The organism is Pseudarthrobacter sp. TE3704, from assembly GCF_056279405.1.
Genome location: NZ_JBWCCJ010000001.1, coordinates 745,200 through 764,190, shown reverse-complemented (window position 1 = coordinate 764,190; position 18,991 = coordinate 745,200). Strand labels below are relative to the sequence as shown.

Below are 18,991 nucleotides of genomic sequence, written 5' to 3'. Positions count from 1 at the left end.
TACGGTAGCCGCAGTGCAGTCCGTCAGCGCGTCAGCATGCTCAGCGCAGCCGTGGCGAATCCCCCTGCAGACCGGTTCCAGTGGCCCAGCAGTGCCTGCAGGTTTTCGCCGTCGGCGCGGTGCGCCGGCAGCTGTTCCTGCAGGGTGGCCAGCACGCCGGTACGGAGCTCGGTGTTGAAGTTGACCTTGCCCACGTTCATGGATGCCGCCTTCACCAGTTCCTCCGCCGGAATGCCGGAGGCGCCGTGCAGCACCAGCGGGATGTGGGTCCGCACCGCGATGTCCTGCAGCACGTCCCACCGCAACTGCGGTTCTCCCTTGTACTTGCCGTGCACGTTGCCCACGGCCACGGCAAGTAGCTCAGCTCCGGTGCGGGACACGAAGTCTTCCACCTGGGCAGAGTCGGTCAGGCCGGCCACGGAAACACCGGCCTCATCCGCACCGAAGGCGCGGTCCTCGTCGCCGGGCAGGCCGCCAAGTTCCGCTTCAAGCACGACGTCGGAGCCCAGCAGTGCGCGGGCAGCGACCACCAGCGCGATGTTGTCCTCGAAGGGAAGGGAGGACCCGTCGGCGAGGACGGAATCCGCCCCGGCCGCGACGGCGTCGGCCATCACTGTCAGGTCCGAGGCGTGGTCCAGCTGCACTGACACGGGAACGGAGGCCGCGTCCGCCAACCCGCGCAGCGCTGCGATCAGCCGCAGGCCGTTGGGGGTGGCGGCGGTTTTGGGCGCCACCAGCAGGATGACGCCACGGCCGGACTCCTCAGCAGCGCCCACCACGGCCAGGGCGGTGGTGAAGTCGTAGCAGGTGAAGGCGGGGACTGCTGAGCCCTGCTGCAGGGCGGAAGTGACAAGGAGGTCCAGTCGGGTGCGCATCAGACGCCCAGCCCTCCCACCAGGATCCAGGCGACGAAGGTCAGCGCGAAGCCGGCCAGGCCCAGGATGGTGGTCAGGACCGTCCAGGTGCGCAGCCCGTCAGAGACGGTGAGGCCGTAGTAGCGGACCACGGTCCAGAATCCGGCGTCGGTGACGTGGGACAGGCCTAGCGATCCGAAGCCGATGGCGATCACGATAACGGCGATCTGGGCAGGGCTGTACCCGCCTTCCATCACCGCGGAGGTGAGCAGGCCGGTGGTGGTCACGATGGCCACGGTGGCCGAACCCTGCGCTGCGCGGAGGGCCAGGGAGATCACGAAGCCCAGCGCGATGACGGGCAGGCCCAAGTGGTCCAGGGTCTGGGAGAGCGCGGCGCCGATGCCGGATGTACGCAGCACTTCACCAAACACGCCGCCGGCGGCCACCACCATCAAGATGGAGGCGATGGGAGGCAGGGCACCTTCGAAGATTTCGCCGGTTTCCTTCAGCGACCAGTTGCGGCGGACGGCCAGCAGGAAGAAGGAGAGGCCCACGGCCACCAGGAGCGCGAAGAACGGGTTGCCGATGAACGCGGCCAGGCCGTACCAGGAGTTGTCCTTGGGGATTGTGAGGGTCCCAAGGGTGCCCAGCAGGATCTGCACGATGGGTGCGGCGATCAGGAAGATGATCAGGCCGGGGCGGGGCGGGGCAATGGCTGCAGCGCCGGGGCCGTCGTGGCCAACCTTGACCAGCGAGTCTGAGCCGAATTCCTCGACCTGGGCCTTGACGGACGGGAGGAGCTCGTATTCCTTGCGGTTCATGATGCTCGCCACCCAGTAGGACAGGAAGCCCAGGGGCACGCAGATTGCCAGCGAGATCAGGGTAATAAGTCCGATGTCGGCGCCGAAGACGCCGGCGCCTGCCACGATGCCGGGGTGCGGCGGGACGGCGACGTGGATGGCCAGCATGATGCCGGCCATGGGAAGGCCGAACTTCACGGGGTGCACGTTGGCGATCTTGGCAAAGGCGTAAACGATGGGCACCAGAACAATGATGCCCACCTCGAAGAAGACGGGGATGGCCACCAGGAAGCCGACGGCGGTGAGCGCCACGGCCACGCGCTTGGCGCCGAGCTTCTCGGTGAAGTGGGAGGCGAGGGACTGGACGCCGCCGGAGACCTCGATCATGCGGCCCAGGACGGCGCCGAGTGCGATCAGCAGCGCCACTTTGCCCATGGTGCTGCCCACGCCGTTGGCCACAACGGTGAACACGTCCTTGAGCGGGATCTGGGCGGCGACGGCCACCATGATGCTGACGGTCAGCAAGGCAACAAAGGCCTGGATCTTGAAGCGGATGATCATCACCAGCAGCACGGCAATGCCGAGGGCTGCGATGGTCAGGAGCAGCGGAGTGCCAAGCTCAACTGCGGGTTTGATGGCCGGGGCGTCGGCCGCCCGCAGTATCAGCGGGTTTATCAGGTGGTTCATGAGGGTGTCTCCTTTGACGAGCCAGTCTTCCAGAAGACGGGCACTCAGGCGCTTGTTTTTTCTAAGGGGGAAACGCTGGAGGTACGACGACGGCGAAGGGGGGACCGCCGTCGTCGTACGTTATGGGGAAGGCGGCTTACTGCTTGGTCCGCTTGGCGGGGGCAACCACCTTGATGACGGCGGAGTCATCGGCCGCGGCCAGTCCCTGGGCCTGGCCCAGGAGGTAGAGCTGCTCGGCGGCGGCGGCAACCGGGGCTGCCAGTCCGGCCGCGCGGGTGGCTTTGCCCACGATGCCCATGTCCTTGACGAAGATGTCCAGGCGGGACAGGACCTCGGCGCCTTCCTCTGTGTAGGCCTCGAGGATGCGGGGGCCGCGGTTGGAGAGCATGAACGAGCCGGCGGCACCGGCTTCGAGGGCGGCGAGGGTCTTGGCCTGGTCCAGTCCCAGCGCGTCCGCGAGGGCCATGGCTTCGGCGGCGGCAGCGATGTGGACGCCGCAGAGGAGCTGGTTGACGGTCTTGAGGGCCTGGCCGTCGCCGGGCTTGTCACCCACCACGGTCAGCGTGGAGGCCAGGAGTTCCAGGGCGGGGGCAGCCTTTTCGCGGGCTTCGGGGGAAGCGCCCACCACGATCAGCAGGTCGCCTTCGCCGGCGCGTTTGGGGCCGCCGGACAGCGGGGCGTCCACCAGTTCGACGCCGTATTCGGCCAGCTTCTCCACGGTGGCGGGGATGGCTTCGGTGCCCACGGTGCTGCCGAGGATGACCACGGCGCCCGGCTCCAGCACGGAGGCCACGCCGTTCCCGCCGAAGAGGACATCGTTGAGCTGTTCGCCGTTGCGGACGGCCAGGAGCACGGCGTCCGCGCCCTTGGCAGCTTCGCGGGCAGTGGCGAAGGTGGCGATGCCGGCTTCTTCGGCCAGCTTCAGGCGGGGTTCGGCGATGTCGAAGCCGTGGACGGTGAGCTGGCTGGCGAGGCGGGTGGCCATGGGCAGGCCCATGGCGCCCAGGCCCAGGACGGTGACGGTGTAGTTGCTGGTCATGGTGTTCTCCTGTGAACTCTTAGAAGGTGTTGCTGAGTTTGCGGGTGACGTCGGCGAGGGACTGGTCGGCGCCTACGTTGCCGGCGAAGACGATGTACGGGATGCCCTTTGCGGGGCCGTCCACCGGTTCCCACAGGCTGACGATGCCGGGGAGCATGGGGCCGCGGACGATGGCGTGGCGGATTTCCAGGCCGTGTGCGGCCACATCGGAGGATGTGATCCCGCCCTTGGCGATGACGAACCGCGGCGGGAAGGTCTTCAGGGTCCGGTTGACCACGGCGACCACGGCTGCCGACACGGTGCGGGCGATCCTCAGGCTTTCGGCGGGGTCGTCGGTCTTGATTAGCAGGCGGCTGGTGTGGACGATGACGTCTCCGCCGCGGAGGGCTTCCACAATGCTGGTGACTGTCTGGTCCAGGTGGTTGGCGGCGGCTGCTTCATCGCCCAGCAGCTTTTCGACGTCGATCTCGATGATCCGGGCCGAACTGTGCTGTTCGGTCAGGGCCTTGAGCTGGCGGGTGGTGACTCCCACGTGCGATCCGACGACGATCAGGCCGCCCGCCTCGGACGGTGTGTTGCCGGCGTAGGCCTCGGCTCCGGTCAGTTCGGCGCGGATTTCCTGGCCGATGTGGGCGCGGCCGAAGGGCGGGCCCACGCGGTAAAGGAGCTTCTTGCCGCGGCGTTCTGCTTCTTCCAGGCCCAGGGCCAGGGCACGGAGATCGTTTTCGGTGACGATGTCCGCCACGATCGGGGTGGAATTGGTGGCGGCCTGGATGGCGTCGGCGATTGCGTTGGCGCTGATCGTTGCGCTCTCGGCAGGGTCTGCGGCTGCGGCGCCGGCGCGGACGATGTTCAGGTCCAGCACGATCACCGAGTCCGCTGCAAAGCGGCCCTGCGACTTCTCTTCTACGTAGTCGGCCATCACGGAGGTGGTGAAGCCGAAGGTGGCGTCCTTGGCGAATTCGGTTTCGGAAACCGCGGTGAGTGTCCCGGCGGCGTCACCTGTGCCCCGCATGTAGTGGACGCCGCCGATGGTGACGCGCCCGGCGTCGGGGAAGGCAGGGACCAGGACCACGCCGTCGGTGGTTTCGCCGCTGACTTCCTCAACAGTGGCGGCGATGACGTCAGGTTCCAGCGGGTAATGGCCGCGGAGGGTGGAATCGCTGCGGCTGACAAAACCCAGGCGCAGCGCATCCGGCGAGCCGGCGGCGGAGAGGGCGTTGCGGACCACTTCCGCGTTGCGGGCGGCTGCTTCGGCCGGATCGAGGCTGCGGGTGTTGGTCAGGACGTACACCGCGGGCTTGGCCTGGCCGAAGGCCCAGATGAAGTCTTCAACCTCCCAGCGGGTGAGCACGGGCAGGTCCGAAACGGACTGCGTTCCAGTGGGGTCGTCGTCGAGCACTACCAGCACCCGGGGAACCTCTGCGTTGGACGCGGCCAGCGTGTCCGCAACCAGCCCCGCCGGGATCTGGATTTCAGCCGGGTAGGCGGCCAGAAGGTCTGCTTCAAGCGTCACAGTGCACTCCGTTGTGTAGTGATCCGAGGTGGCGGATCCTGATGTAAATGTATCTGTAAGATGTCTGACATCTTGCATATGATGCTAGTGTGGCATAGGACATAAAGAGGCGCAAGTAGACTTGTCCGACATATCCGCTGGGCAGGGGCTCGGCAGGGATCGGGGGCAGCATGGCAAGGAAATCGCTGGTCGGCGTCGTGGCCGACGAGCTGTTGGACCGCATCATCGAAGGCGAATTTCCGCCTGGCGCCACAGTTCCCGGAGAGCACGAACTGAGCGCGCGGCACGAAGTAAGCCGGATGACCGTGCGTGAAGCCATGAAAACCCTGCAGGCCCAGCAGATCCTCAGCGTGGAGCGGGGCCGGGGCACCTTCGTCAATCCCCTGAATCGCTGGACCTCGCTGGAGGCCGTCCTGCGGGCGGCGTCCGAGGGCAAGAACGAGGCCGAGTCTTCCGTCCAGCTCATCGAACTCCGCAGAATGCTGGAGACGGGCGCCTGCGAACTGGCCGCCGGGAGGATCGCGGAGGCGGACATCGCGTCCCTGTTTTCCTACATTTCAGCCATGAAGGCAGCCCATGCCATCAATGACGTTGCCGCCTTTGTCGAGGCCGACCTTGCCTTCCACGACGTGATCCTGCGCGCCTCGGGCAACGTGTTTGTGTCCGTGCTGTTCGAGCCGCTGCACCGGGTCCTGGAAAAGCGGCGGGCAGAAACTTCCGCCGTACCGGAAATCCAGGTCCATGCCATTGGGCATCACGAGAACATCGCGGATGCACTCCAGTCCCGGGATGCAACACGGGCACGGGAGGCCATGGATGCGCACATGCAGCAGACCCTGGATGACCTGAAGAACCTGGTGCTGCCCGCCAAATAAGGGCGCCGGCGCCAACGGGGATCGGCGCGGAAGGGGCTGTGCGCGTTCAGGATGCTGACAGGTCCGTTTTCAGCGGCCCTGTTACGCCTGCGCCTGCTATGGCAGGGTGAGGATTTCGGCTCCGTCAGCGGTGATGGCGATGGTGTGCTCGGTGTGTGCCGTCCGGCAGCCCGTGGCACTTCGGAGCGTCCACCCGTCGGGGTCGGTGACGAGCTGGGCGGTATCCACCATGACCCAGGGCTCCAGTGCGAGCAGCAACCCGGGGCGGAGTTTGTATCCCCGGCCCGGCTGTCCGGTGTTGGGAACATGTGGGTCCTGGTGCATGGTCGATCCGATGCCGTGACCGCCAAACTGGGTGTTGATCGGGTACCCCGCCTCGCTGAGGACGGAGCCGATGGCATGGGAGATGTCGCCGATGCGGGCGCCGGGCCCCGCTGCGGCTATTCCTGCACTCAAGGCGCGTTCGGTTGCGCTGATCAGGGCGACGCTCTCCGCCGGCCTTGATTCGCCCACGATGAAGCTGATGGCAGCGTCTGCAGCAACTCCGGCCTTGGTGACGGCGAGATCGAGGGTCAGGAGATCGCCGTCGGCAAGCGTGTAGTCGTGCGGCTTCCCATGCAGCACGGCATCGTTGACGCCTGTGCAGATGTAGTGGCCGAAGGGCCCGCGTCCGAAGGAGGGCTCGTAGTCCACGTAGCAGGACTGCGCTCCGGCGTCGAGGATCATGGCCTTGGTCCACCGGTTGATGTCCAGGAGGTTGGTGCCCACCGCACTCCGGCTCTTCAGGGTCTGCAGGATGTTGGCGACCAGGGAGCCCGTCTCCTTGGCCCTGAGCAGTTCGGCGGGGTTCAGGATCTCGATCATGCGGCGGCCTTCCTTACGCAACCAATATCTGTTCCAACCATACGGATCGGCCGGCCCGGATGCGTTACGGCGCCTGCCGCCCGGGTGGGGCCGTTGTTCCGCGGACTACCAGCTCCGTTGCCACTTCGAGGGCAGAAGGCAGCTGGGCAAGCTGCTGGTCCTGTTGTTCGGCCAGGATGCCCACCGCCATGGAGGCCAGTTGCGCCAGCGGCTGGCGGACGGTGGTGAGGGGCGGCGATGTCAGCGCCGCCTGGGCGATGTCGTCAAAGCCCACAATGCTCAGGTCCTGCGGGACCCGCAGCGAGCGTTGCCCCGCCGCATTCATCACGCCCATGGCCTGCAGGTCGCTGCCGGTGAAGATGGCCGTGGGCGGCTCGGGCAGATCCAGCAGGTCGGCGCCAAGCCGCATGCCGGACTCAATGCTGAAGTCGCCGTCCCGCACCAGTTCGGGCAGCACGGGAAGGCCTGCCTCGTGCAGGGCTGCCGCGTAGGCCGCATACCGCGCCCGGCCGTGCCCGGGGCTGTGTTTCCGTCCCGTGATGATGCCGATGCGGCGGTGGCCCTGTTCGAGCAGATGTCCGACGGCGGTCAGCGCACCGGAGAAGGACGCGGGGCTGACGCTGGGGATGGGCAGGCCCTCGGTACCCTCCGGATCGATCGCCACCGCCGGGATTTTCAGCGTCCGAAGGGTGGTCACCAGCATGGATCCCTTCCTGGGAGCCAGCAGCAGCACCCCGTCCAGCCGGTTCACCGATGGTTCCCGCAGCTTCCGCCAGCGCTCGGCCGTGGCGTGCTCCGCCCGGGCATACGCCACCGCGTAGCCCAGGCGGTCCGCCGCGGCTTCCACGCCGGCCATCGTTTCCAGGATCCAGGGCGAATCGAAGTTGTTGACCACCAGCTGCAGCATTCCCGGCTGGCCCGCCGGAGTGTTGCGCTTGGAGTAGTCGAGTTCCTCCAACGCCTGCTGCACCTTGGCGCGGGTAGCCTCGGAGACGTGGGTGCGTCCATTGAGCACCTTGGACACGGTGGGCACGGAGACGCCGGCAGCCGCCGCGACGTCAGCGATCTTGGGACGCGGGGTGGCGGTCAACGGTGCAGTCCTTGGGGTCATGTGGTTGCGGCGGCGAGTTGCGGGGCTGTGGCCCGGCGCACGGGCGCGGTGTCCACCCGCACGGGTCCCACGATAACACTGCCGCCTTCCTGCGATCCCAGGGGTGACGTGGCGAAGATGCCTAGCTCGGCACCGATCCACCTCCCTTCCACCACCTCAAAATTCCAGCCCTGGACTTCCCACGGCTCACCCGGGCCGGTGCGCCAGGCAAAGGTGGACCGGGGTGTTCCGTCCGTGCGGATCTGGAGCTCGATCCTCGAACCCGGCAGCACAATCCTCCGGCCCGGCGCCTGCTCGTGGGGCCCGTCTCCCCCGGTGCCGCTTCCCAGGACGTACCCCTCGGACGTCCGCACAATTCCCAGCCAGGCGTATTTTTGGCCCAGTACCACCACACCGGCACGCGTTCCTGGCGGAACATCCTGCAGTTCAAGGGACGTGGTGAAGGTGGAGGGCGTGCCCGGGAGGATCTGCCCGAGCACGTTGGGAAGCTCCCTCAGGTTCACCGGATCGTTGGCTTTTGGCCTGAGCACAAGGTGCCCACCCCCGCACTGGTGCGCCCAGCCGTGCTGCGGATTCGCCTGCCAGTGCCACTGCGGCCCCAGCGTCGCCGTCGAAAAATCGTCGCTGGCAGGTGGCGCTGCATCCTTCGGCGAAGTACCCGCCGGGTAGGGGTGGCTGGAGACGGGGGTGCCCGGTCCGCCGTCGGACGCCCGCGCGCCCATCCATGGCCAGCCGTCGTCATCCCAGCCCATAGGTTGCAGGTGGACCACCCTGCCGTAGGGCCCGCGGTCCTGGAAATGCAGGAACCAGTCTTCGCCGCGTGGACTGGTTACCCAGGCCCCCTGGTGCGGACCGTTCACCGCGGTATCCCCCTGCTCCAGGACGCGGCGCCCTTCGTAGGGACCGAACGGGGAGCGGGAGCGGAACACCGACTGCCAGCCGGTGGCCACGCCGCCCGCCGGAGCGAAAATCCAGTACCAGCCGTCCCGCTTGTAAAACTTCGGCCCCTCCAGCGTGGTGTAGCCGGGCAGGTCCCCGCCGTTGATGACGTGCGTGCCGTGGTCCAGCAGGCGGCTGGCATCCGGGCTCATGCGGTGGACCGTGAGCCGGTTCTTGACCCCCACCCTGCTGTGGGCCCAGCCGTGGACCAGGTACGCCTGGCCGTCGTCATCCCAGAGCGGGCACGGGTCAATGAGCCCGCGTCCGGGGTAGAGCAGGTGCGGCTCAGTCCACGGACCTTCTGCCTTTTCGGCGCTCAGGACGAAAATGCCGTGGTCCGGATCCGGATAGAAGATCCAGAAGCGCCCGTCGTGGTAGCGCAGGGAGGGCGCCCACACCCCGCCGCCATGGCGGACCAAGGAGTAATGGCTGCCTTGCGGCAGATGGGGAAGGGCGTGCCCGGCGTGCTCCCAGTCAACAAGGTTCCGGGAACGCAGGACGGGCAGCCCTGGCACCCGGTTGAAGCTGGAGGCGATGAGGTAGTAGACACCCCGGACCTGGACCGCGTCCGGATCCGGCCAGTCGGCATTGAGGATCGGGTTGGTGTATACGGGGACGGCGTTTCGGGATGTCATGGTGTCCTGTCGGGAGAGCTGAGGGCCGGGATTCCGGGATGGTGCTGAAGGAGTTCCAAGGCTTGCGTTGGTGTGTCCACCGGCCCGTCGTGGATGACGGCATGCAGGGACTGGGCCAGCGGACTGGCGGCGTCGGCGACGGCCTTTTCAGACCACGCCACGGCCGGTCCCGCTCCCAGGTAGCCGGCTGTCCTGACGAACCAGGGACGGAGGCGGCCGCCCTGGCCCAGGACAACACTGACCGGGGCGCCGTCGACGGTGGTGCTGATGGCCAGCCAGGGCGAGCGGCTTCCGTGGGCAGCCGCATCTCCTTGACCGTTGGCTGACAGCACCAACGGCTGGGAGCTTGGGACCGGGAAACGCCAGAAGATCCCGCCGTAGCCGGCGCCCGCCCGTCCTTTGACCGCCGACGACGAAACCTCCAGGCGGCCGACGTTGCCCGCCGGAACCATCACCGATTCCACGGACAGGCTCCAGGTCCCCGGCTGCGGGTGGCTGAAGCAGCGGATGCTCCGCTGTTCAACGGCCACGTCCACCCCTTGCTCCGAGCGCCACACCACCCTTCCGGCGGCACCGGTTGGGGAAGCTTCGGTTGGGGAGTCCGTCCAGCCCGAGGGCACTTGGCGTCCATGATTGGGCAATACGGCCGGGCCGTCCGGCGTGAAGGTGGTGCCGCCCCAAAAATTGGTGCCGTTGAGGTCGGCGAAGGCGATCGACAGGCCCAGATGGTGAGGGTGGTCTTCCGGTGCCACCTCCGTAAGCGTGGCCCCTGCCAGGGAACGGACCGGATGAAGGTATGGCCGGGGTGAGCTGGGCCCGGGAAGGTCCCGGCCGCTATGCCGGCCCACCAGGGTATTGAGATTGGGAGTTCGCTCTGCCATCAGGCCTCCTTCCTGCGAGTTGCTGCGTGGCAATGGAGAACAGCATAAGCATCGCGGAAACAATCAGCAATAGCTAAAGAAAGTTTCTGATTCTGAGTGATGCAGCTTTGGAAAATTGTGTTGACAGTCACAGTCATTCCTTGCTAGAAATCGTTTACTCACCTTTTCCTCTTGCCGAAAACTCGCGTTCCGGAACCGCAACTTCAGCGGGGTCTCGCGCAAGAGAATCAGAAAGTTTCCGTTCGGATGTACCGATTGCCCATCACGGGGCAGCCATAGAAAGGCGTCATTCAATGAAGAAGACAGCAACCACCGGGATCCCGCGCAGGATCTTCCTGGGCGCGGCCATAACAGCCGCCGGATTGGCCTTGAGCGGCTGCGGCGGTGGGTCATCACCGGCGGCAGGCGGGAACGTGGAACTGAACTTTGTCTACTGGGGCGACTCCAACCGGGCCAAAATGACCGACGCGGCCATCAAGATCTTTGAAGAGAAGAACCCCGGCATCACCGTCAAGAGCGAATACCAGGACAGCGGCCCCTACGCGGACAAGCTTGCTACCCGGTTCGCGGGCGGCAACCCGCCGGACGTGCTGAACATGGCGAACCGCAGCCTGCTTGAGTATGCCCAGCGCGGCACGCTGGCTGACCTGAAGTCCCTGCCTGAGATCGACCTCGCCAACATTCCCGCCACCATCCAGAGCCGTGGTGAGGTGGACGGCAAGCTGTACGGGCTGGCCACCGGCGTCACCACCATCGGCATGGTGGTCAACAAGACCATCACGGACCAGGCCGGCGTCACCATCCCCGACGACAAGACCTGGAGCTGGGAAGATTACGCAAAATTTGCCACCGAGGTGACCCAAAAAACGGGAGGAAAGATCTACGGGGCCGGGTACGACGTCGCCACTGAAACCGGACCCATCCTTTTCGCCCGGCAGCGCGGCGAGGACTTCTACACCAAGGACAACAAGCTCGGTGTCAGCGAGGAAACCATCCGTGAGTGGTTCCAGTACAGCGTTGACCTGCGGAATGCCGGCGGCTATCCCCCGGCGGGCTTCTTCGAACAAATCGGCGGCTCGCCCGCGCAGTCCTACCTTGCCAAGGGAACGGTGGCTTCCCAGATCATTCCCATCAACAACTTCAAGGGCTACAACGAGGCGTCCGGCGGAAACCTGGTGCTGCTCCGCATGCCCGGCGAAACCACCGGCGAGCGCCGCGGCTACTCCGCTGACCCGAGCATGCTGTGGTCCATCGCCGCAAAGTCCAAGCACCCCAAGGAAGCTGCCAAACTGCTGAACTTCCTCATCAATGACGCGGACGGAGCGGTGGAGACGCTGACCCAGCGCGGCGTGCCCATCAACCCTGATGTGGCCGATGCCATCAAACCCAAGCTTGGCAAGGACGACACCGCCTTCGTGGACATGGTTGCCGCCATCCAGGAAGACGAGCTTGCACCGGCCTACGTGTACCCCAAGGGCGCAAGCGTGGTGGCTGACACCCTCAAGCAGCTTGCCACCGAGGTTGAATTCGGCCGTGTCACTCCGGCGGACGCCGCCAAGACCTTCCTCGAGAAGAGCAATGCAGCCATCAACAAGTAATCCGGGCCATTCCGTCCGGACAGCGCACCACCAGAAGCAGATAGGAGCCTGACGCATGTCAGTGCTGACCAAACAAGCTCCCGGCGCGGCCGCCGCCCTGGCCTCCGAAGGGCCGGGCAAATCCAGGAGGGGAACTGCCCGGCGGAAGAACCAGCGCTCGGGGTACCTGTTCCTGCTGCCCTGGTTCCTGGGCATGCTGTTCACCATCATCCCGTTCTTCGCGTCCCTCTACCTGGCGTTCACGGACTACAACCTGTTCACCGAGCCGAACTTCGTGGGCCTGGCGAACTTCCAGGCCATGACCGAAGACCCCCGGCTCTGGCAGTCGCTGAAGGTCACGTTCATCTACACGTTCGTGTCCGTGCCCATCTCGCTGGCCGTTGCCCTGCTGATCGCCCTGGTGCTCAACCGGGGGCTGCAGGGGCTGGCCATCTACCGTTCCATCTACTACCTGCCTTCACTGCTGGGCGGCAGCGTGGCCATCGTGATGCTCTGGCGCTACATCTTCGGGAACGACGGCATCGTCAACGGCTTCCTGGGCCTGTTCGGGATTGCCGGCCCGGCCTGGGTCACTGACCCCGACTTCTCGCTGAGCACCCTTATTGTGCTGAATGTCTGGACCTTCGGCTCGCCCATGGTGATCTTCCTGGCAGGCCTGCGGCAGGTCCCCACCATGTACTACGAGGCAGCCTCGATTGACGGTGCGTCCAGGTGGAGGCAGTTCCGCAGCATCACCATTCCGCTGATCAGCCCCATCATCTTCTTCAACCTGATCATGCAGCTCATCGGGTCCTTCCAGACCTTCACGCAGGGTTACGTGATGAGCGGCGGAACCGGCGGACCGGCGGATTCCACCCTGTTCTACAACCTGTACCTCTACCAAAAGGGCTTCACGGAATTCGAGATGGGGTATGCCTCCGCGATGGCCTGGCTGCTGCTGATGATCATTGCGATTTTCACCGTTAAGGCAACCCCATGGCACTCCTCGAACTACCCACGAAGCGCAAACAAGACAAGCCCGCCAAGCCGAAGGACCCGGAAGACGCCCTGGCGGGGACACCCACCACCCGCTTTTCCCGTCACCTGATCCTGTGCCTGGTGGGCCTGGTGATGCTGTACCCCTTGCTCTGGCTGGTTTCCAGCTCCTTCAAACCGAGCAATGACATCTTCCGGCAGCTGGGGCTGTGGCCGGAAAACTGGGACTTCAGCAACTACGAACAGGGCTGGACGGCACTGAACCAGCCGTTCCACGTATACCTGATCAACTCGATGATCGTGGTGGTGTTCTCGATCGTGGGCAACATCTTCTCCTGTGCCCTGGCCGCCTATGCGTTCGCACGCATGGAGTTCACGGGCCGGAAGCTTTTCTTCGCACTGATGCTGGGCACCCTGATGCTGCCCGGCCACGTGCTCCTGGTCCCGCAGTACATCATCTTCTCCCAACTCGGCTGGCTGGACACCTACCTGCCCCTGATCGTGCCGAACTTCATGGCCACCAACGCGTTCTTCATCTTCCTGATGGTCCAGTTCATGAAGGCCCTGCCGAAAGAACTGGACGACGCCGCGCAGATCGACGGATGCGGACCCTTCCGCACGTTTCTCCGGGTCATTTTGCCGCTGTGCGTTCCCGCCATGGCCACCACCGCCATCTTCACGTTCATTTCAACCTGGAACGAGTTCTTCGGTCCGCTGCTCTATATCCAGAACCAGGACCTCTACACCGTTCCCCTGGCGCTGCGCGCCTTCATGGACTCGGAAGGCCAAAGTATGTGGGGTCCCATGTTCGCCATGTCGGTGGTATCCATCGCCCCGATCATTGGATTCTTCATTGCGGGCCAGAAATACCTCATCAACGGCATCGCCACCACGGGTTTGAAATAGCCCGGGGCTGACGCAAGCCCCTTTCCCTTCCGCACGCATCACTGAACACCCTATTGAACCCTGGGCTGGAGGCTGCCCGGGAACAAAACAAAGGAGTTTTGCATGAGTTTGCGACGTCTATTCGGCGCGGCTGCCGCCGTCGTTATGCTGGGAAGCCTCACGGCGGCACCAGCCCAGGCAGCACCGCCCGGTCCGGGCCAGGAAGCCGGCGCACCTGCCGCTACCGCCACCCAGCCAGGAGGCACGCCGGAAGCGCTCTGGAAGCAGACGCCGGACGGCTTCGCGGCGCTGCCCGGATACGGGCTGCCGGGAACAACCGGCGGCCAGGCCGGCAGGATGGTCACCGCGTCCACCATCCAGGAACTCAAGGACTATGCCGGGGCCGACGAGCCCCTGGTCATCTTCACCAGCGGCAGTCTTGCCGCCTCGGACTACGTCAAGATTCCCGTCGCCGCCAACAAGAGCTTCATCGGCGTGGGGGCGGGCGCGGAAGTGGTGAATGCCGGCTTCAAACTCATCAACGTCTCCAACGTCATCTTCCGGAACTTCACCATCCGGGACTCCTATATCCCCGGCGACTGGGACGGCAAACGCCCGGACAACGACCGCGACGGCATCCAGCTGGACACCAGCCACCACGTCTGGGTTGACCACATGGCCATCCAGCGGATGGGCGACGGACTGATCGACACCCGCAAGGACTCGGACCTGGTCACCTATTCATGGAATGTGTTCGCGGACAACAACAAGGCTCTCGGCGTGGGCTGGACCGCCAACGCCGTGACCCGGATGACCATCCACCACAACTGGATCCGGAACACCACCCAGCGCAACTTCAGCCTGGACAACACTGCGGCGGCGCATGTCTACAACAACTTCCTGCAGGACATTGGCCAGTACGGCATGATGGGCCGCAACGCCGCCAAGGTGGTCCTCGAAGGCAACAGCTTCAGCGCCGTGCAGGACCCCATAGTGGCAAAGGATCCCGCCACCGAAGTAGTGAACCGGGACAACGTCTTCAACGGCACCCGCGGCCGCAAGGACAACGTGGGAGCCGCCTTCGATCCGACGCAGAACTACAGCTACCAGAAGGACGACGCCGCCCGGGTGCCGGAGATCGTGGCAGCCGGAGCGGGCCCGCGCGGGAACAGCGCCCCGAATACGACGACGGAGATCACCGTTGCCCTGGACGGTACCGGGGACTTCGGCAGCCTTCAGGCCGCCATCGGCTCGATCCCCAGCGGCAGCACGCTGCCGCGCACCATCACGGTCAAGCCCGGCACGTACCGGGAATCCGTCAATATCTGGGCTGACCGGCCCAACCTCACCATCCAGGGCGCAACAGCCAACCCGGCCGACGTCGTCATCACCTACGACCTTCCGGCCAACGGCGTGAAGTTCTTCGGCGGCACCTGGGGTGCGGGCGGCAGCGCCACTCTCAACGTCCTCGCCGAGGGCACCACCGTCCGCAACCTGACGGTGGAAAACGCCTACGACGAAGCCGCCAACGGCGGCAGCCAGGCACTGGCGGTCCGGAGCGTGGCGGACCGTATAACGTTCGACGGCACCCGCTTCCTGGGCAACCAGGACACCTACCTCGCAGACACCACAGGGCGGGACGCCACCGCCCGCACCTACCTCAAGGACTGCTACATCGAGGGTGACGTGGACTTCATTTACGGCCGGGGAACTGCTGTCCTGGACGGCTGCACCATCCACTCCCTGGACCGCGGCAGCACCACCAACAACGGCTACATCGTGGCTCCAAGCACCAAGGACTCCAACCCCTACGGCATCCTGATCGTCAACAGCACCCTCACCTCTGACGCGGCGGCCGGCACCGTCAGCCTGGGCCGCCCGTGGTTCGCCAGCAGCGATCCGCAGGCGCACCCCATGGCGGTAATCCGGGATTCGGTGCTGGACAGCCACATCGCCGTCCAGGGCTGGGCGGACATGAGCGGCCACTCCTGGAAGGAAGGACGGTTTGCCGAGTACAACAACTCAGGTCCGGGCGCCCATGTGAATGAATTCCACCCGCAGCTCCCACCGGAAGACGCCCCGAAATTCACCAAGGAAACCTTCCTTGGCGACTGGACCCCGGCGGGACGTGGTTGAGATGGCCGGCAGCAAACACCCCAAGGAGCATCGAAGATGATGTCCATCCCCCTGTCCATCGTCATGGCCACCGGCTTTGCCCTCAGTTCGTCAGTTCCCGTACCAGCGCCGCATGCTGCTGACCGCAACCCGATCTCCACCGACCTTGGGAGGCAGACTCTTGCGGCAGGTGACGGATGGGCGTCTGCCGACGGCGGCACCACCGGGGGTGCCAATGCAGCGCCGGAAGACGTGCACAAGGTTTCAACGAGGGATGAACTTGCCGCGGCAGTGGCCGGAAACGAGCCCAAGATTGTGTACGTAGAACAGCACATCAACGCAAATACCGCCCCGGACGGAACTCCGATCACCTGCGAAGACTACGCAGCGGACGGCTACTCCCTGCACGCCTACCTCGCAGGGTTCGATCCCGCACACTGGACGGGGCAGGCATCCGGCCCCCTCGAAGATGCCCGCAAGGCATCAAGCGCCAACCAACGGAAGCAAATCCGGATCAACGTCGGCGCCAACACAACCATCGTTGGCCTGGGCGACGTCCAGCTCACGGGCTTTACGTTGAACATTGATGGGGTGGACAACGTGATTGTCCGCAATCTCCGCCTCTCCGACGCCTACGACTGCTTCCCGGGTTGGAACGGGGACACCTGGAAGACCGAGTGGGACAACCTGGTGGTTTCAGGCTCCACCCACGTGTGGCTGGACCACTTGACACTCGATGACGGCGGAACAGCCGACGCTGAACAGCCCGAGTATTTCGGTGAGCCCTTCCTGCGGCACGACGGTCTCCTGGACGTCGTCCGCCAGGCAGACCTGGTGACCATTTCCTGGAGCAGGATGGTGGGACATGACAAATCCCTGCTGTGGGGCAATGGCGACGGTGCCACCGGCGATCGTGGCCGGCTCCGCGTCACGCTGCACCACAACGAATTGGTTGATCTTGAGCAGCGCGCACCCCGGGTTCGGTTTGGGCAGGCCCACGTATATAACAACGTGTACAGGGTAACCAGCCCTGACCGTTACCAGTACTCCTGGGGCGTCGGCGTGGAGTCCAGCATCATCGCGCGGAACAACACCTTTGAGCTGGCGGCGGGCATTCCTCCTGCCCAGATCATCCGAAACTTTGGTGGCACTGGAATAGATGAAGAGGGCACCTGGGTGAACGGGCGCCGTGTCAGCGTACTGGACGCCTATAACGCGGCCAATCCGTTCGAATCACTGGCTCCCGAAGTATCGGGCATACCCGGCCCGCATCTGCCCATTGAACCTGCACCGGCCGCACAACAACGGGTTGAACGGGGAGCAGGATCCGGGCTGCTGGACTCAGCCACCACGCACTGAGTCGATCCTCATAGGAGAAGCGACACCACGTCATATCCACAAAGGGCAGGCCGATAAGGGCTGGTCAGGGCTCTTGGAGTGCTACTAGTCTTCAAGAACGGCCCGCAACCGGGAGCAACGATGATCAAGAGGAGCGAAGTTGTCCAACCACACGTACAGCATTTCTGAAATTGTCGGCACATCGACCCAGGGAGTGGATGACGCCGTCCGCAACGGCATCGCCAAGGCATCGCAGACCCTCCGCAACCTCGACTGGTTTGAGGTGAAGGAAATCCGCGGCCACCTGGAAGAAGGCCAGATCGCTGACTGGCAGGTGACCATCAAGCTCGGTTTCCGGCTCGAAGAGCACTAAATACACGCCAACTGACCCGCAGTCAAACGCCGCAAAACCTGGTTTTGACGGCGTTGGCTGCGGGTCAGTTTGGGTTAAAGCGGCGCTAGTTGGCCGAGACGGCGCCCGCTGAACGCCGGCGCCACACGGTGGGAACGCCGTCGAACGCGGGAAACACGTGCCCTTCGAAGAAGGGCAGCACGGTGTGCGGGTCCTGGTCCGGGCTCCAGAGACCGGACACCGGGCAATGCGAGCCGGTGGCCGTGGAGGAAGCGGTGCCGGCGTTACCCGCCTGGCGTTCCTTGAGCAGTGCGATGCGTTTCATCGTTGAGACCATCCTTGGTGGCGAAAAGCTTGTTTCTCCAGCCTAGGAACAGTAAAACCGCCCACCAATGGGCGCCTGGCCAGAATCGGCGCGTCGGCTTGGCCAGATGCACAGCAGGACCCGCGCTCAGGACGCCTCTCCCCGTTCGACGACCGCCGCATCCGGGCTGGAAATACTGCGCTCCCCAACCGGGGCGGGGCCGGCGCCCAGGCTGGCCAGCAGCGCGAGGGCGTCCGACGACGGCGATCCAGGCCGGGCGGAGTACACCCGCAGCGTCTGGTCGGGTTCGTCCGGAAGGGCAAGGTTTTCAAAGTTCAGTTCCAGGTCGCCCACTGTCGGGTGGTGCAGCCTGACGGTGCCGGCGGACCGGGTTGCCACCCGGTGCCCTGCCCACCATTGCCGGAAGTGCTCGCTGTTCACCGCGAGTTCGCCCACCAACTGGTTCGTCTGGGGGTCGTTGGGGTGCCGCCCTACGTCGATCCGAAGGGCTCCGGCGGCTTCCGCCGCCACGGTTTTCCAATCGCGGAACAAGGTCCTGGCCGCCGGATCGAGGATAAGCCAGCGGGTGAGGTTCCTTTCCCCGGCAGGAAGCGCCGCAAAGTCCGTAAAGAGAAGGAAGGCCATCCGGTTGCCCGCCAGGACGTCGCTGCGGCGTCCCAGCAGCATGGCCGGCACATCGCCCACAGCATCCAAGAGGTGGCGCAGCGCCGACCGGACACCCTGGACTGACGGGCTGCCGGGGGTGCGGGGATTGCTCGCGCAGTTTTCCAGCAGGTCCATCATGTGCGCATGCTCGCTGCTGTCCAGGCGGAGCGCCCGTGACACGGCCTCAAGCACGGCGCGTGAGGGGTGGATGTTCCGGCCCTGTTCCAGCCGGACGTAGTAATCGGTGCTGACCCCGGCGAGCCGGGCCACTTCCTCGCGCCGCAGGCCGGGGACCCTGCGGGCGCCGGTGGTGGGGCCCGCTCCCGCGTCCTCCGGGCTCAGCCGGGACCGCATGGCTTTAAGGAATTTTCCGAACTCGGCGCTTTGACCCATGGTGACCATTGTGCCCGGCAAGGGTGGTCCGTTCTACAACGAAGGTAGGACTGGCAGTCCTAGGAAAAACAGGATCAGCCTTTCCTGCTGACTAAGAGACAAAAACTGCATAGGCTCGATGGTGAGCCAGCGGAAACCGCTTTCTCTGCGTCGAGCAACCGGCA

At 65.1% G+C, this 18,991-nt stretch carries 17 protein-coding genes; 7 read left to right on the top strand and 10 right to left on the bottom strand.

Annotated elements, in window-relative coordinates; translation table 11 throughout:
* Nucleotides 1-23: 23 nt before the first annotated feature.
* The 4 genes from ACZ9BC_RS03570 to ACZ9BC_RS03555 all read right to left on the bottom strand — a co-directional run bounded on the left by ACZ9BC_RS03570 (nt 24) and on the right by ACZ9BC_RS03555 (nt 4,896).
* Complete coding sequence (locus ACZ9BC_RS03570) at nt 24-875, bottom strand: class II fructose-bisphosphate aldolase (protein ID WP_476244751.1); 852 nt, start codon at nt 873-875, stop codon at nt 24-26.
* Nucleotides 875-2,341: a GntP family transporter gene (locus tag ACZ9BC_RS03565; protein ID WP_476244750.1), complete on the bottom strand. Its 1,467-nt coding sequence runs from the start codon at nt 2,339-2,341 to the stop codon at nt 875-877. Before ACZ9BC_RS03565 ends, ACZ9BC_RS03570 begins: the two co-directional genes overlap by 1 nt.
* A gap of 136 nt (nt 2,342-2,477) precedes the next feature.
* Complete coding sequence (locus tag ACZ9BC_RS03560; RefSeq protein WP_476244749.1) at nt 2,478-3,380, bottom strand: NAD(P)-dependent oxidoreductase; 903 nt, start codon at nt 3,378-3,380, stop codon at nt 2,478-2,480.
* A gap of 19 nt (nt 3,381-3,399) precedes the next feature.
* Nucleotides 3,400-4,896, bottom strand: a complete 1,497-nt coding sequence (locus tag ACZ9BC_RS03555) for a four-carbon acid sugar kinase family protein (protein ID WP_476244748.1) — start codon at nt 4,894-4,896, stop codon at nt 3,400-3,402.
* A gap of 170 nt (nt 4,897-5,066) precedes the next feature.
* Here ACZ9BC_RS03555 and ACZ9BC_RS03550 point away from each other — a divergent pair, with 170 nt between their 5' ends.
* Complete coding sequence (locus ACZ9BC_RS03550) at nt 5,067-5,771, top strand: FadR/GntR family transcriptional regulator (protein ID WP_079598642.1); 705 nt, start codon at nt 5,067-5,069, stop codon at nt 5,769-5,771.
* Nucleotides 5,772-5,867: 96 nt separating this feature from the next.
* Here the strand turns inward: ACZ9BC_RS03550 and map are convergent, their stop codons facing one another.
* The 4 genes from map to ACZ9BC_RS03530 all read right to left on the bottom strand — a co-directional run bounded on the left by map (nt 5,868) and on the right by ACZ9BC_RS03530 (nt 10,201).
* On the bottom strand, nt 5,868-6,635 hold the full coding sequence (gene map, locus ACZ9BC_RS03545) for a type I methionyl aminopeptidase (RefSeq protein ID WP_476244747.1): 768 nt from the start codon (nt 6,633-6,635) through the stop codon (nt 5,868-5,870).
* A 64-nt stretch (nt 6,636-6,699) separates the two neighbouring features.
* Nucleotides 6,700-7,725, bottom strand: coding sequence for a LacI family DNA-binding transcriptional regulator (locus tag ACZ9BC_RS03540; protein WP_254865645.1), 1,026 nt, complete (start codon nt 7,723-7,725; stop codon nt 6,700-6,702).
* Between the two features lie 17 nt (nt 7,726-7,742).
* Nucleotides 7,743-9,320, bottom strand: coding sequence for a glycoside hydrolase family 43 protein (locus ACZ9BC_RS03535; RefSeq protein ID WP_476244746.1), 1,578 nt, complete (start codon nt 9,318-9,320; stop codon nt 7,743-7,745).
* Nucleotides 9,317-10,201 (bottom strand): DUF6807 family protein, encoded by an 885-nt coding sequence (locus tag ACZ9BC_RS03530; protein WP_476244745.1) that lies wholly within the window; start codon nt 10,199-10,201, stop codon nt 9,317-9,319. The genes ACZ9BC_RS03535 and ACZ9BC_RS03530 overlap by 4 nt, the downstream gene beginning before the upstream one ends.
* Nucleotides 10,202-10,494: 293 nt before the next feature.
* On the opposite strand from ACZ9BC_RS03530, the gene ACZ9BC_RS03525 reads away from it, so the two are divergent.
* The 6 genes from ACZ9BC_RS03525 (at nt 10,495) to ACZ9BC_RS03500 (ending at nt 17,485) form a co-directional block, all read left to right on the top strand.
* Nucleotides 10,495-11,799, top strand: coding sequence for an ABC transporter substrate-binding protein (locus ACZ9BC_RS03525; protein WP_476244744.1), 1,305 nt, complete (start codon nt 10,495-10,497; stop codon nt 11,797-11,799).
* A gap of 55 nt (nt 11,800-11,854) precedes the next feature.
* Nucleotides 11,855-12,886, top strand: a complete 1,032-nt coding sequence (locus ACZ9BC_RS03520) for a carbohydrate ABC transporter permease (RefSeq protein WP_476244743.1) — start codon at nt 11,855-11,857, stop codon at nt 12,884-12,886.
* Nucleotides 12,775-13,680 (top strand): carbohydrate ABC transporter permease, encoded by a 906-nt coding sequence (locus ACZ9BC_RS03515; RefSeq protein ID WP_079598648.1) that lies wholly within the window; start codon nt 12,775-12,777, stop codon nt 13,678-13,680. The genes ACZ9BC_RS03520 and ACZ9BC_RS03515 overlap by 112 nt, the downstream gene beginning before the upstream one ends.
* A 102-nt stretch (nt 13,681-13,782) precedes the next feature.
* Nucleotides 13,783-15,795: a pectinesterase family protein gene (locus ACZ9BC_RS03510; protein WP_476244742.1), complete on the top strand. Its 2,013-nt coding sequence runs from the start codon at nt 13,783-13,785 to the stop codon at nt 15,793-15,795.
* A 36-nt stretch (nt 15,796-15,831) separates the two neighbouring features.
* Nucleotides 15,832-17,133: a pectate lyase family protein gene (locus ACZ9BC_RS03505; protein WP_476244741.1), complete on the top strand. Its 1,302-nt coding sequence runs from the start codon at nt 15,832-15,834 to the stop codon at nt 17,131-17,133.
* Nucleotides 17,134-17,272: 139 nt separating this feature from the next.
* The gene (locus ACZ9BC_RS03500; protein ID WP_275725568.1) at nt 17,273-17,485 is read left to right on the top strand and encodes a dodecin; all 213 of its coding nucleotides are present in this window, start codon (nt 17,273-17,275) and stop codon (nt 17,483-17,485) included.
* A gap of 85 nt (nt 17,486-17,570) precedes the next feature.
* Here ACZ9BC_RS03500 and ACZ9BC_RS03495 read toward each other — a convergent pair whose 3' ends face one another.
* Nucleotides 17,571-17,789, bottom strand: a complete 219-nt coding sequence (locus ACZ9BC_RS03495) for a hypothetical protein (RefSeq protein ID WP_476244740.1) — start codon at nt 17,787-17,789, stop codon at nt 17,571-17,573.
* Between the two features lie 126 nt (nt 17,790-17,915).
* On the bottom strand, nt 17,916-18,827 hold the full coding sequence (locus ACZ9BC_RS03490) for a helix-turn-helix transcriptional regulator (protein ID WP_476244739.1): 912 nt from the start codon (nt 18,825-18,827) through the stop codon (nt 17,916-17,918).
* Nucleotides 18,828-18,991: the final 164 nt, after the last annotated feature.